This window comes from Rhodocyclaceae bacterium (genome assembly GCA_020248265.1).
In the GTDB taxonomy this organism is placed as follows: domain Bacteria; phylum Pseudomonadota; class Gammaproteobacteria; order Burkholderiales; family CAIKXV01; genus CAIKXV01.
This window is the reverse complement of record JADCHX010000004.1, coordinates 61,891-75,375: the sequence shown is the minus strand read 5'-3', so window position 1 is coordinate 75,375 and position 13,485 is coordinate 61,891. Positions and strand designations below refer to the sequence as shown.

The 13,485-nt window shown below is 68.0% G+C and carries 8 protein-coding genes; 3 read left to right on the top strand and 5 right to left on the bottom strand.

The window, feature by feature from the left end; translation table 11 throughout:
- Positions 1-57 precede the first annotated feature (57 nt).
- The gene (locus ING98_04075; protein MCA3101027.1) at positions 58-789 is read left to right on the top strand and encodes a DNA/RNA non-specific endonuclease; all 732 of its coding nucleotides are present in this window, start codon (positions 58-60) and stop codon (positions 787-789) included.
- Here the strand turns inward: ING98_04075 and ING98_04070 are convergent.
- From ING98_04070 to ING98_04060, 3 genes are all read right to left on the bottom strand, one after another.
- Positions 779-1,513, bottom strand: a complete 735-nt coding sequence (locus ING98_04070) for a hypothetical protein (protein MCA3101026.1) — start codon at positions 1,511-1,513, stop codon at positions 779-781. The genes ING98_04075 and ING98_04070 overlap by 11 nt on opposite strands.
- Positions 1,510-2,472 (bottom strand): LysR family transcriptional regulator, encoded by a 963-nt coding sequence (locus tag ING98_04065; GenBank protein MCA3101025.1) that lies wholly within the window; start codon positions 2,470-2,472, stop codon positions 1,510-1,512. Before ING98_04065 ends, ING98_04070 begins: the two co-directional genes overlap by 4 nt.
- A gap of 73 nt (positions 2,473-2,545) precedes the next feature.
- Entirely contained in the window at positions 2,546-4,798 is a 2,253-nt protein-coding gene (locus ING98_04060; protein MCA3101024.1) for a hypothetical protein, read from the bottom strand.
- Positions 4,799-5,028: 230 nt separating this feature from the next.
- On the opposite strand from ING98_04060, the gene ING98_04055 reads away from it, so the two are divergent.
- Positions 5,029-5,754, top strand: coding sequence for a helix-turn-helix transcriptional regulator (locus ING98_04055; GenBank protein ID MCA3101023.1), 726 nt, complete (start codon positions 5,029-5,031; stop codon positions 5,752-5,754).
- On the opposite strand, the gene ING98_04050 is transcribed toward ING98_04055, so the two are convergent.
- Entirely contained in the window at positions 5,645-6,418 is a 774-nt protein-coding gene (locus ING98_04050) for a hypothetical protein (protein ID MCA3101022.1), read from the bottom strand. The genes ING98_04055 and ING98_04050 overlap by 110 nt on opposite strands.
- Before the next feature lie 295 nt (positions 6,419-6,713).
- Entirely contained in the window at positions 6,714-7,697 is a 984-nt protein-coding gene (locus tag ING98_04045) for a tripartite tricarboxylate transporter substrate binding protein (GenBank protein MCA3101021.1), read from the bottom strand.
- Between the two features lie 139 nt (positions 7,698-7,836).
- Between ING98_04045 and ING98_04040 the strand changes: the two genes are divergently transcribed.
- A complete protein-coding gene (locus ING98_04040; protein ID MCA3101020.1) occupies positions 7,837-13,347 on the top strand; it encodes a DUF4011 domain-containing protein in 5,511 nt (1,836 codons plus the stop codon).
- The last annotated feature ends 138 nt before the right edge of the window (positions 13,348-13,485 follow it).

Sequence of the window (13,485 nt, the reverse complement as noted above, 5' to 3'; positions counted from 1 at the left end):
GGAACTGGATGGATCAGCGACAAATCGATGGCCACGTAGTGGGCACGGTCGAGGTGGATGGCCTCGCTGACCACGAAGCCCGCTCTCTGGGTACGCGACTGCCGGATCCCGCTGCAACACCAGCTGGCCATGAGCTGGTCCGCGGGCAGCGGGCTGGACAAAGGGCACCTGTCGCGCCGCGAAGATGCAGAGTGGGGCACCACACGGTCACTGGCGCATCAGGCCTCTGCATTGACGCACTTCTACACCAATGCAGCACCCCAGCATCCCGGGTTCAATCAGCGGAGCACAAGCGACACCGACACGTGGTCGTGCCTGGAACGGTGGATCCTCGAGCGCGGCGTCCTGAAAGAAGGCGGAAAGACCGCCCGCATCTGCATCTTCAGCGGCCCCGTCTTCCGGGACAGCGATCCCGTCCGCAGCGGCGTGAAGCTTGCGGTCAGCTTCTTCAAGATCGTTGTCTGGTACGAGCAGGGTGGCAGGCTTCGGACGACGGCTTGGGAACTGTCGCAGGAAGCGCTGCTGCGCCAGCACCTCGTGCTCGAGGAACTGCAGCTCGATGCACTGATGCGCCCGGACCAGCGTTCGCTGCGGTGGATCGCGAACCACACTGGCCTCGCGTTCGACCGGATCATGCATGAAACCGACACGCACCGGGCGCCGGGCAACGCCGCGCAGGGCAACGGCCTGTCCGAAGCGGGCTACGACGCCCTGCCCGGCAGCCTGCGGGCGGCCGATCCTTGCAAGGCCAGACCGAAGAAGCCGCCTGCGGGTGCACCTACGATATGAACCGAAGTGTCTCGTCGTCCCCTACCGGCACGCTGCCGTCAGGCCCCTCGAAGTAGTCGCCATTCGTATCGACGGCCCGTGCGACATGGGCGACAAGCACCTGCGCGACCGTTAGTCGGGACGCGAGCGCGGACCCGAAGACGACGGGAGTGACGCCCTCGCCGGTCGCGATCCACGCGGCCGTGAACGTCTCCGTGGGGCAAAGCACGACCTGTCCGTCGGCGTAGTTCAGCGACTGGTACAGCACATCGGCCGCCGGGCGCCCATCCGCGGCATGCCCAACGAGCACGAACACGACCTGCGCGGACCGGTCGGCCAGTGACCAGCGGGCGCCACCCGTGGCGGGCCAGACCCATGCGTCCAGCTTGCGCCCCGGTCCGGTACCCGTCCACTGCTCGGCCCACGTCGACCTCGACGGAGACGGCATCTCGAATACCGCGCCATGCATCAGCCCGTAGCTGCGGCCGCCCACCGTGGTACGGCTCACTTCGTAGGCCTCACGCGATTCATAGACCAGGAGCGCCGTTTCCTCCGGGCAGCCGTGCGGAAGATCCGGCCGCGTCACGCTCGGCACATAGGATTTCAGCCCGTAACGGCGCATGACCATCCAAGTGGCGGGGATGAAGGTCTTCGAGAGCGCCTCGAGGAACCTGCTCCAGCCGCCCGGGTTTCGCAGCGATGGCACGCGCCATCCCACCCACACCCGGAACTGCGGCTCGCTCATGCGAAGAACTCCTCGGGTACCGGCTGGAGCTCGGTGTGCATGTCCAGGAACCAGTGGATCACCCGCCTGACCCTGGCGGGCATTCGGCGCTCTCTCAGGCGCACGATCGAGATCTGCTGGCTCGCCATGACCCCGCCCTGCGCGGAGCGCACGGCAGCAATCGAACCGCGGTCGAGCGAAGCCTGCGCAACATGGTCCGGCATGATCGTGCAGCCGAGCGCGCCCTCGACCATCGCCAGCGCGCCCCGCATGTCGTTGAACTCGCCGACCACCTTGAGCGCCACGGTAGAGATCGGGTCGTCTTCCTGGTAATGCGCGGCAATCCACTGGTTGAGGCAGTGCGTCATGCCGGGATAGACGACCATCGGCAGCTTCAGGAGTTCGTCGAGGCTGCCGGGCATCCCGGGCGCCGATCCTGCCGAGGCAACCAGTGAATACTGTTCGAAGCAGAACGGATAGCGCTTCACTGCCGGCAGTTCGATGTCCTGGTTCACGAAACCGAAATCGATGTCCCCCGCCAGCAGGCACTTCAATACGTCGTCGACCGGCAGCAGGTCGATCTTCAGCGTGATGTGCGGATGCTCGCGCCGACGCTCGAGCAGCCAGCCGAAGTGTGGCGCATGGATGCAGCTCTCGGGCATCGCGTAGCGCACTTCACCGCGCAGCGACTCGAACTCCGCGTTCAGCTTCTCGAGGAACTGGGTCGCGTGATCCATGTAGGCCTGCGCGTACTCCGCAAGCATCTGCCCGGCCTCGGTGGTGACCACCCGGGTCCCGGAGCGCACGAACAACTGTGCGTTGAGCCGCTCCTCGAGCTTGGCGATCTGCTGGCTGACCGCGCCCTGAGTGAGGGAGGCTGCGACGGCGCCTGCAGAGAAGCTCTGCGCCCTAGCGACCGCCAGGAAAGACCGGATCAGCCGCGGATCCAGCCGTTCGAAGTCGCTTGCCGTCCAGCCCATTCGATCCCCGGAGCGCGATTCCTGAGTACAGAGGCCGGCCAGAGAGCCGATTGCCCGACCATAAAGATCGAAATCATGGAGCATTTCTGACATATGCGCAACCCTGTCCGATCTTCCAGGCTGCGTTGTCGCAGTAGTCGCAGCTGCCTTTCTCACGCCCGAGGTGTCCACTACCGATCCGGGCGACGCCGCGTTCGTCCAGCCCTGCCACGACGGCTTCGGCGATCCGGTCCAGGGGATGGATCCACCACGAACGCATCGTCGCCACGGCGTCCCGATCGATGCGTTCGGTCTCAGCCCACAGTGGATCTTCCTTGTCGATGAACACCTGCGTGTCGGCGGTACCGTGGGCCTTTCGCACCACGGGTCCGTCCTTCATGCGCCGGCGCGTGAGGTCTGCCACCAGCGCTGGATGCTGGGCCTCGAACTGCCGCCAGTCCTCCTCCGGGAAGTAGCACTGCGGGCGCATGTTGTCCGGATACGAGAAATGCGGACCCACCACGAGGCGGACGGTCCGCTCGTCGCCGCCGACGCGGTAGTTCCACCACAGCCCCTTCCGTGCGACCACGTCGAACAGGCCATCGACACCGCCAGCGCGTTGCGGAAGGGTATCCAGTGGATGGGACAAGCGCCCTTCCGACGGCTGCGCGAACAGGCCCAGGGCAACGCGACCGGCCAGGACCACCACCGCCGGCGCACACTCCGCCAGGTCGCGGTGCATCCAGCGCTGCTCGCGCACGCAGGCCTGTTCCACCGCGCTGGTCGAAAACTCGTCGTTGTTCCAGTTCGGGCTCGCGCAGGCGACGGCGTCGTGCAAGGACATGTCTTCGCCCAGCTCCAGCCCTGGCCCGCCACGCCGCTCGGCGAACAGCTTGACCAGCTGTTCGGCATGTTCGTAGTAGGCACCGCGCCTGGAATCCGTCACGACGGGCACGTCGTGCCCAACCACCCTTTCGGTCAGGATGCCTGCAACCACCTCGCCAGCCTTGAACGAGGGACGAAACATGGCGAAGGACTGGCCGCGCTGCCAGGTGATGTCATGCTGGACGGGCGGGTCCTCGCCGTCGTAATCGACCACCAGCCTCGCCTTCCGTTGCCCGGGAATGCGAGCCGAGGCGGACGCACTTTCACGGTCCACCACGAGCCGGCCGTCCTTGCTGGCGACGATCCTTCCATCATTCTCAAGCAGCGACGCCATCGCTTCGGGCTCGATCGCGAGCCGCGGCCCCGGTGCCTTGCGGTAATGCTCAGCGTATGCCGCGTCGGAATCGAAGAAGGGCGTGACGAAGCCGGAGCGCCCCGGAAAGTGCGACGGCAGGTTCGGGTTGATCCCTACCAGCATCACCGGCGCCTTGCGGCAACCGTACAGGGTCGCCGGCTCGGGCTGGGCGAATGCCTTGATCGTGGCCTTTCCAGGCTTGGCGGGCTGCACCTGGATGATGGGCCCATAGACCGTGTCCTTCCAGAACGGTCCACAGCGTTGGCACGCTCGCACGGCGCGCACGCGGTCGACCATCGCGGACGGCTGCGTCGCCAGAAGCGAGACCGGCGCCCGGGACAGTTCATGGGACGCGGTCGCGTACGCGACGTCGGGTGGTACGGCCGAACGCAACTCGACCCGCGTGAAGGTGACCGCGTTGGCTGGTGCGCGTCCCTCGACCTTGGGCCAGTGCTTCGCGGCCAGCCGGATGAACACCGCCAGCGGCATGTTCATCCAGCGAACCATGCCGGTCGGCACCCAGGCCGCACCCTCGCCACTGCGATAGCTCGTCCAGTCGTCGCCGGTGCGCACGAGCCGGAGCCAGCCGCTTGTCTCACCGGTGGGCTTCGGGCCCGAGGTGTGACCGTAACGGTTGAAGTGATTGTCCGCGATGAGCACACCCGTCGGACCGGGCCGGGTCTGTCCCGCCGCACGGTTCCAGCCGATGCGCCAGCCGTCGTTCTCGTCGAATTCGCTGCTCACATAGGGCGGCGCTCCGTGTACGTCGTAGATGCGGCTACGGCCGTAGGCGGTCAACGCTTCGTTCGTGTTGTCCAGCGCCGACTCCCGGGGGGGATCCACCGTGACCGCCGCCACCTCGAAGGTCGTTCCCTTCGCGGGAGCGGAGACATGGAACGCGACCCGCACGTCGAAGTCGCCGACGACCGGCGTGCGCAGCGCGATGCCGGCCGATGCGTACTGCGTGCCTTGGGCCAGCGTGACCCGGAAGCCGTTCGAGATTTCCACGCTGGCTTCACGGCTATCGTTCGTGTGACCACCGACCCAGCGTGCATCCAGCACCTGCCCCCTGAATTCATCGACCCAGCGCAGCGGAAGACCGTCCAATCGCGAGCACTCCTCTTGTCATCGAAGCCTCTTCTTTATCGGATTGCGCGCGCGCTGCCAAGGTCACGCTCCTGCCCACTCCTAATGACGATCATTAGTAATCGTGGATGCCTTCGCGGTAATCGCGTCCATTAGGAAACGTAGGTTGGCATCGCTGACAGCATCCCGCAAAGTCCGCCTCGATCAAGCAGGAGCCGCCGACTCCCTCGGCGAGATGCCATCGAGCCCCCATGCCAAGTCCTATTCCGTCCGTGCCATCTTCCGTCGACCTGGGCCAGCGGCTCAGCGAGGTCCTGAATGCAATCTCGCTTCGCGTGCTGCTGCTCGATGCGCGCGCCACGCTGCTATACGCAAACCTCGCTGGGCATGCCTCGCTGGAGGCAGGCGGCGGCCTGGATCTGCGCAGCGGACAGGTCAGGGCTGCCTCGAGTGCGCAGCAGGCGTGCTTCGAACAGGCCCTCGCCGGAGCCGTCCGCGGCATGCGATCGCTGGTGGAACTCGGAGACGCGGCGGACGGCCGACTGTACGCAATCATCCCGCTCGTGGGCGAGTTCGAAGGCGCAGAGCCGATGGTCGTGCTGCTGTCCGGCCACTTCGAGCCACTCGAACCCATCGTACTCACCCTGTTCGCAAAGGCCTTCGGGCTCACGCCGAGCGAACGGGAGGTGCTGGTGGCCCTGTGCGATGGCCTTCTTCCCCAGGACATCGCAGATCAGCGCTCCGTGAGCCTGCACACCATCCGCACGCAGATCGGAGCGATCCGGGGGAAGGTGGGCGTGCGGACCATCACGCACGTCGTACGGAAGGCATCGACACTGCCGCCGATGTCCGCACTACAGGCGCGCATCAGGGACCTCGCACCGGAGGCCGGGGTTGGACCTGCGATCCCGAACACCGAACGCAGCGCGGAGAAAGGCGCAGGCCTTGCCCGGCCCGACAGTGCATTGGCATGGTGAGGGCGAGGCGGGCGTGTCCGGTGGCCGTGGCGCTGCGGCCGGCGGACTCCGGCCCCTTTGCCGACTCGATACGTTCGAAGCCGGACGGCGACGGGCGGAAGGACGGGCCTGGCCTGCGGCATCTGTCACGTCGCGCGACAGGAACCAGCCCAGCACCCGGCGTCGCGCAGGCCAGCCTCGAACGCTGACACGAGGGTCCATTCGTCCGCCTCCCGAAGCGGGCTGTTGCGCCGACCGCTGACATGTTCGTCCACACGATCACGCCCGTCTCAAGGTCGAACAGTTCGAACACGATCTGTTTGTAGCGCTGCATCACGCCAGTCCTGGGGTTGCGAGCATCGAGGGAAGAGATGCGTCCGCCCAGGCGAAAGTCGGCTCCTGCCTGCGCCTTGGTGAGGCCCGTGGTGCCGACATCGACGGCACCCGACCGCTTGAGGTCCCGCTCAAGGGCCACCGCCTGCGAGTGGTTGCGGCCCACGAACACCAGCCGGTTCCGGGCTGCGCGATTCAGGTTCAGGCGCAGGCGGTCGGTGATGAGGTTCCGGTTGATCGGCTGCGCCGAATCGTTCACGAAGTACTCGGCATCGCTGATCACCCGCGGTGCGACCGATCGCCCGACGATCTCGGGCATCGCCATCATGTCGCGCACCATCGTGTCGGTCATGGAGACAACGTCGTTGGACTCGATGCCGACGCCACCCACCGGACCCCTCAAGCCAGGGTCATGCGCGCGCGGTTGCAGGCCCGACGGGTTCTCGAGGCCGGCGTCGTCATGGTGGCTCCTGTCTGCGGCGTGCCGACCGTCCCCATGGACGGCTGCACGCTCACTGGGCAGGAGCGCGGTTAGGTGCGTGATTCTCCGAGCATATCCTCACGAATGATGAAGAACAGGGGCCCGTGGGCTGTGAACCTTGCCAACGTGGACATCGCAGCCACAGCGTGCGCGGAACGCCCGCCGCCTACTCCTGCCGTATCCCCGCGGCCTTCACCACCTTCGCCCACTTCACCACCTCGGCGCGCATCAGCGCCGCGAACTCCTCCGGCGTGCTGGCCACCGGTTCGGCGCCGCTGGAGACCAGCCGCTCGCGCGTGCCCGGATCCTGCAGCGCGAACACCACGCCCTTGTGCAGGCGCGCGATCACTTCCTTCGGCGTGCCGGCGGGGGCGATCATGCCGTACCACTGCACCGCCTCGTAGCCCGGCACGCCCTGCTCGGCGATGGTCGGGATCTCGGGGGCACTCTTCGACCGCGTGGCGCTGGTCACGCCGTAGGCGCGCAGGCGACCGGACTTCACGTACGACGTGCCGACGATCATGTTGTTCACCATCAGCGGCAGGTGGCCGGCGACCACGTCGCCGATGCCGGTGGTCGCGCTCTTGTATGGCACGTGCACCATCTTCAGCCCGGCCATGCTGAGGAACAGTTCCATGCTCATGTGCAGGCTGGAGCCAGTGCCCGCCGAGGCGAATTCGAGCGTGCCGGGCCGTGCGCGGGCGAAGGCGATCAGTTCCTTGACGTTGCGCGGCGGCAGGGACAGGTTGCCGAGCAGGATGTTCGGCAGCGACACGTACTGGCTCACCGGCGCGAAGTCGCGCACCGGATCGAACGGCAGGTTCTTCGTGATCGACGGCTGGATGGTCATGCTGCTGATCGCGGTGAGCAGCGTGTAACCATCGGGCGCGGAACGGGCCACGAACTCGGTGCCGACGATGGAGCCGGCACCCGGCCGGTTCTCGACCAGCACGCGCTGGCCGAAGAATTCATCGAGTTTCGGCGCCACCAGGCGCGTGGTGCCGTCGGTACCACCCCCCGCGCCAGAGGGCACGATGAGCCGGATCGGCTTCACCGGGAAATCCTGCTGGGCCGCGCCCTGGAGCGCGATGCCGGACAGTGCAAGGCCCAGGAAACCGGAAACCATCCCGACATGTTGGCCGACTGACATGATGACCTCCTCCGTGTAGCCGGAACGTTGCCGGCAGCGTATCCCTCGCGGGGCGCGGGAGGCCCCGCTCGCGAATGTACCGCATGCATGACGACGGCCCCCCGGCATTGAGCAGACCCCGTCGAAACGGCTACATTGCATGGTCCCTCCCGATCCGCCGTCCCGCCGTCCCGAAGTCCAGAAGTCCAGAAGTCCCACCGCACCCCAGCGCCACCGAAACGGACCGACCCTGAACACCCCTGCGCCCACTGCCGCCGCCGCGCCCCTCCTCGAGATCACCCTCGACGCCGATGCCATCCTCGGCTACGCATCGATCCAGTGTGGGGTGCCGGTGGTGCGATCCCTCGTGCTGGTCCATGCCGGCGACGCGCCGCTGGAAGACCTGCAGGTCGAGGTCGCCTGCAACCCACCGTTCGCGCGCGGGGTCATGCTGCGCTTCGACCGCCTGCAGCCGGGCGAGCGCCGGCATGTCGCACCGCTCGACCTGCCGCCGGACCACGCCTTCCTGGCCAACCTGGCCGAGGCGGTGCAGGCCAGCATCACGGTTGCCGTGCGCACCGGAGACCGTGAACTCGCCCGCGCCACCCAGGCAGTGGAAGTGCTCGCCTACGACCAGTGGGCCGGCACACGGTCACTGCCGGAACTGCTGGCGGCGTTCTCCATGCCGAACGACCCGGCAGTCGATTCGCTGGTGGGCAAGGCGTCGCAGTTGCTGAAGGTGGCGCAGCCAGGGCTGTCGATGGACGGCTACCAGTCGAAGCGCCGCGAAGCAGTGTGGCAGCAGGTGTCGGCGCTCTACACCGCCGTGTGCAACGAGGGGCTGCAGTATGTCGAGCCGCCGGCCTCGTTCGGCACCGACGGGCAGAAGGTACGCACGCCGGGCCGCATCCTCGAGCACCGGGTGGGCAGTTGCCTGGATCTCGCGATGCTGTTCGCCTCCTGCCTGGAACAGGCCGGTCTCGGGGCCGTGGTGCTGCTGAAGGAAGGCCATGCATGGATCGGCGCCTGGCTGCACGACGCCGCATTCCCGGATCCGCTGGTCGATGACGTGCAGTCGGTGCGCAAGCGGGTGGCGAGCGGCGAGCTGCTGGTGTTCGAGACCACCGGCGTCGCGCAGCATCCGACGCAGCGGCCGTCGCTGCGCATCGCGCTCGAGCAGGGGCAGGGCTACCTCGCCGATGGCGGACAGTTCCTCTATGCGATCGACATCCGGCGCGCGCGCGCGGTGCACATCCGGCCGCTGCCGTCGCGGTCGATGGCGGTGGACGGCCCCGGCGCAGACACAGACAAAGGCGCGGCGGGCGGCACTCCGGCGGCCGCGGCCGCCCCCATCGAGCCCATGCCCGACCTGCCGCCGCTCGACCCGGCGCTGCTCAGGATCGTCGACGCCGGCCCAGACGACACGCCCGAGGGCCGGCTGTCGAAGTGGAAGTCGAAGCTGCTCGACCTGACCCTGCGCAACCGGCTGCTCAACTTCAAGCCATCGAAGTCGACGCTGCGTATCGCCGCGCCCGACCTCGCCGCGCTGGAAGATGCGCTGTCCGACGGCGGCGAGTTCCGCCTGCGCGCCGAACCAGAGATCATGGACGGGAAGGACCCCCGCTCGTCCGAGGTCCATCGCAACCGCACCGGCCAGACGCCGTGGGACGAGATGGCACGCAACGCGCTCGCCGACCGCGAACTGCTGGTCAGGCTCTCGCCCGAGGACCTGAGCGCGACGCTGACCAACCTGTTCCGCAAGGCACGCGAGGGGCTGGAGGAAGGCGGTGCGAACACGCTGTTCATCGCGTTCGGCCTGCTGCGCTGGACCGACACCGAACGGGCCGAGGCCTCGCACCTGGCGCCGATCCTGCTCGTGCCGGTGACGCTGCTGCGCCAGTCGGTACGCTCCGGCTTCCGGCTGGTGCGCCACGACGACGACGCGATCGTCAACCCGACGCTGCTGCAGATGATGCGGCTGCGCGAAGAGATCCGCATCGGCGACCTGGGCAGCCTCGGCAGCACCGCCAGTGCCGGCGCTGCCGCGGAAGCCCTGCCCACCGACGACAAGGGCATCGATGTCGCCCGCCTGCTGCAGGCGTTCCGCCTCGCGGTCACCGACCTCAAGCAATGGGAGGTGCTCGATGAAGCGCACCTCGGCCTGTTCTCGTTCACCAAATACCTGATGTGGAAGGACCTGCAGGACCGCACCGCGCAGCTCAAGGCCAACCGCGTGGTGCAGCACCTGATCGACCGCCCGGGCGAAGCGTTCGTGCGTGACGAGCCACTGCCCGGCCTGGACCGCCTCGACGACACCTATGCGCCGCAAGACATCCTGGCGCCACTGATCGCCGACTCGTCGCAGCTGAAAGCCATCTGCGCGATCGACGCCGGCCGCGACCTGGTGCTCGAGGGCCCGCCCGGCACCGGCAAGAGCCAGACGATCACCAACCTGATCGCGCACCTGCTGGCGAAGGGCCGCACCGTTCTGTTCGTCTCCGAGAAGCTGGCCGCGCTCGAAGTGGTGCACCGGCGGCTGGAGCAGATCGGCCTCGGCCCGTTCTGCCTCGAGCTGCATTCGGCGAAGGCGAAGAAGGCCGAGATCGTACGCGCGCTCGGGGCGACACTCGATATCGCCGCACGGAAGCCATCCGGTGAATGGCAGCGCGAGGCCGATCGCCTCGGCGCGCTGCGGCAGTCGCTCAACGGGCTGGTCGATGCGCTGCACCGGGCGTATCCGAACGGGCTCACTGTATTCGACGCGATCGGCACCTGCATCGCGGCACAAGGGCGCGACGACGCTGCGCCTGCCTCGCCGATGCCCTGGCCAGACCCGCAGGTGCACGACCGGGAAGCGCTCGACGCGCTGCGCGAACTGTCGCGGCGGATGGCCTCGCTCGCCGACCCGGTCGGCCGCATCGAGGGCCATCCGCTCGCCGCGATCGGCCACACCGAGTGGAGTCCGAGCTGGCAGGACGACCTGCTTGCCGCGGCGCGCACGCTCGATACCGCGATCGCGGCGTTCCAGCAGGCCGCACAGGCCGTCGGTGCCCACCTGAAACTTCCGTGCAGCGGGCTGTCGATGGACGGCTGGCGCTGCCTCGACCAGCTCGCCGACCTGCTGCTCGCGGCCCCGACGGTGCCGGCCGGCCTCGCCCGTGCGGCCCACGATGCGCGTGCGCGCGCCCGCATCCAGGTGCTGTCCAGGTGCGGCAGGGCGCGCAACGCTCACTGGCAGGCCATCGGCCCTGGCTGGACACCGCTGCTGGCGAAACTGAACGCCATCGAGCTGCAGGCCGAGTGGTCGCAGGCGAGCGCAACCTGGTGGCCGAAGTCGGCACTGGACAAACGCTCGATGCGCAAGCGGCTGGCTGCCTTTCGCGACGACGGCGCACCGCCGGCCGCCGACGCCATCCCCATGCTGTTCGAACCGCTGGCCGCGGTGAACGAAGAAGACCAGCTGCTGCGCTCGATGCAGGACGATGCCCAGGCACTGCTGCAGGAGCAGTTCGACGGCATCGCCACCGACTGGGCCGCTGTGGCCGGCCATGAGCGATGGGCGAAGCAGTTCGCCGACAGCGTCACCCGGGTCGCGGGCAGCGATCCGGCGCGGACGCACGCGTTGCGCGCCACGCTGCAACCGCTGGTAGCCGAGGACCGCGCGCTGCTGCGGCCCGACGGCCCGGTGGGCCGGGCGCTGGTCGAGCAGCGCGATGCCTGGCGCGCGCTGAACACCGCGCTGCAGGCGGTCGAAGCGCTGGCGAAGACCGCGCTCGAACACGTGACGGCGCCGGCAGCTGCGTCTGTAACTGCGTCCGCACCTGCGCCGGTACAGGGCGCAACCGCCGCCGGTGGCGCACTCGAACGCATTCGCAGTACCCTCGCCGGATGGGCCGCTGCACACCGCCGGCTGCAGCCGTGGTGCCTGTGGCGCAAGGTGCGCGAACAGGCGATCGCGCACGGGCTGCAAGGCATCGTGGCCACGCTGGAGAATGCCGGATCCAGCCGCACCGTGCCGCTCGCCGCGATCGCCAGCCACTTCGAATACAGCTATCGCCACTGGTGGGTGAAGAAGACCATCGACGGCGAACCGTTGCTGCGTGGCTTCTCGAGCGCCGATCATACGCGCTGCATCCTCGAGTTCCGCGATGCCGACGCGCGCTTCCAGGCGCTCACCCAGGCCTACATCGCCGCGAAGCTCGCCGCCGGCGTGCCTTGGTCCGGCCTGTCGCTGCCGGGCGCGGACGCCGAGCTCGGCCGGCTGCGCCGCGAGCTGCAGAAGCAGCGCCGGCACCTGCCGATCCGCCAGCTGGTGCAGGCGCTGCCGACGTTGCTGCCGCGGCTCAAGCCCTGCCTGCTGATGTCGCCACTGTCGGTCGCGCAGTACCTCGATGCCGGCTATGCACCGTTCGACCTGGTGGTGTTCGACGAGGCCTCGCAGATCACCGTCTGGGACGCCGTGGGCACCATCGCGCGCGGCCGGCAACTGGTGGTGGTCGGCGATCCGAAGCAGCTGCCGCCGACCAACTTCTTCAACAAGTCCACCGACAACGACGGCGCGACGACCGACGAGGAACAGATCGAAGACCTGGAGAGCATCCTCGACGAGTGCCTTGGCGCCGGCATGAACCGCAGCAGCCTGCAATGGCACTACCGCAGCCGGCACGAGAGCCTGATCGCGTTCAGCAACGTGACGTACTACGAGTCGAGCCTGATCACTTTCCCGTCACCGGTCACCAACGACACCGCAGTACGCTACGAGCGGGTCGAAGGCGTGTACGACCGCGGTGGCTCGCGCACCAACCGCATCGAGGCCGAGGCGGTCGTCGCGGCGATCGAGCGGCACTACCTCGACGCACCGGCTGCAGCCGACGGCACGCCGATCGACCGCAAGCCCCGCTCGATCGGCGTGGTCACCTTCAACCAGCCGCAGCAGGCGCTGATCGAGACGCTGCTCGACCAGCGGCGCAGCACGAACGCCGAACTCGACCGCGCGATCTCGGCTGCCAGCAACGAGCCGCTGTTCATCAAGAACCTCGAGAACGTGCAGGGCGACGAGCGCGACGTGATCTGCTTCTCGACCACCTTCGGCCTGGACGCCGCGGGGCGCATGACGATGAACTTCGGCCCGCTCAACGGCGAAGGCGGTCATCGACGCCTGAACGTGGCGATCACCCGCGCGCGCGAAGCCGTGCGTATCTTCAGTTCGCTGGACCCCGGGCAGATCGACACCTCGAAGGTACGCGCCGCGGGCGTGCGCGACCTCAAGCACTACCTCGACTTCGCGATCAAGGGTCCGCGCGCACTCATCGCGCAGTCCACGCCGACCGGACGCGAACCGGAGAGCCCGTTCGAGCAGGCGGTGATGCAGGCGCTGCGCGAACGCGGCTGGGATGTGCATGCGCAGGTAGGCTGCTCGGGCTACCGCATCGACCTGGCGGTGGTCGACCCGAACGCACCAGGGCGCTACCTGCTCGGCATCGAGTGCGACGGCCGGACGTACCACTCCGGGGCGACGGCACGCGATCGCGACCGGTTGCGTCAGTTCGTGCTGGAGAACCTCGGCTGGAAGATCGCGCGGGTGTGGTCGACCGACTGGTGGCGCGACGCCGAAGGAGAAGTGGACAAGCTCGTCGCGTGCCTGCGCAGCAGCGAGGTACAAGCGCCATAGAGCTGGTCCGGACGCCCAGGGTCACCGCTGGCCTCAGGAACTGCATCACCAGCACCTCGGCTCCGAGTGGCCCGGCGGTGTTCGTCGACCCCGCCTCGCCGGGGTCGACGAACACCATCGACCACTCCGGCAGCGACT

Bases quoted from the DNA above. Each gene is read 5' to 3' on its own strand.
- ING98_04070 (MCA3101026.1), bottom strand. From the start codon at position 1,513: ATGAGCGAGCCGCAGTTCCGGGTGTGGGTGGGATGGCGCGTGCCATCG.
- ING98_04065 (MCA3101025.1), bottom strand. From the start codon at position 2,472: ATGGGCTGGACGGCAAGCGACTTCGAACGGCTGGATCCGCGGCTGATC.
- ING98_04075 (MCA3101027.1), top strand. From the start codon at position 58: ATGGCCTCGCTGACCACGAAGCCCGCTCTCTGGGTACGCGACTGCCGG.
- ING98_04055 (MCA3101023.1), top strand. From the start codon at position 5,029: ATGCCAAGTCCTATTCCGTCCGTGCCATCTTCCGTCGACCTGGGCCAG.
- ING98_04045 (MCA3101021.1), bottom strand. From the start codon at position 7,697: ATGTCAGTCGGCCAACATGTCGGGATGGTTTCCGGTTTCCTGGGCCTT.
- ING98_04040 (MCA3101020.1), top strand. From the start codon at position 7,837: ATGGTCCCTCCCGATCCGCCGTCCCGCCGTCCCGAAGTCCAGAAGTCC.
- ING98_04050 (MCA3101022.1), bottom strand. From the start codon at position 6,418: ATGACCGACACGATGGTGCGCGACATGATGGCGATGCCCGAGATCGTC.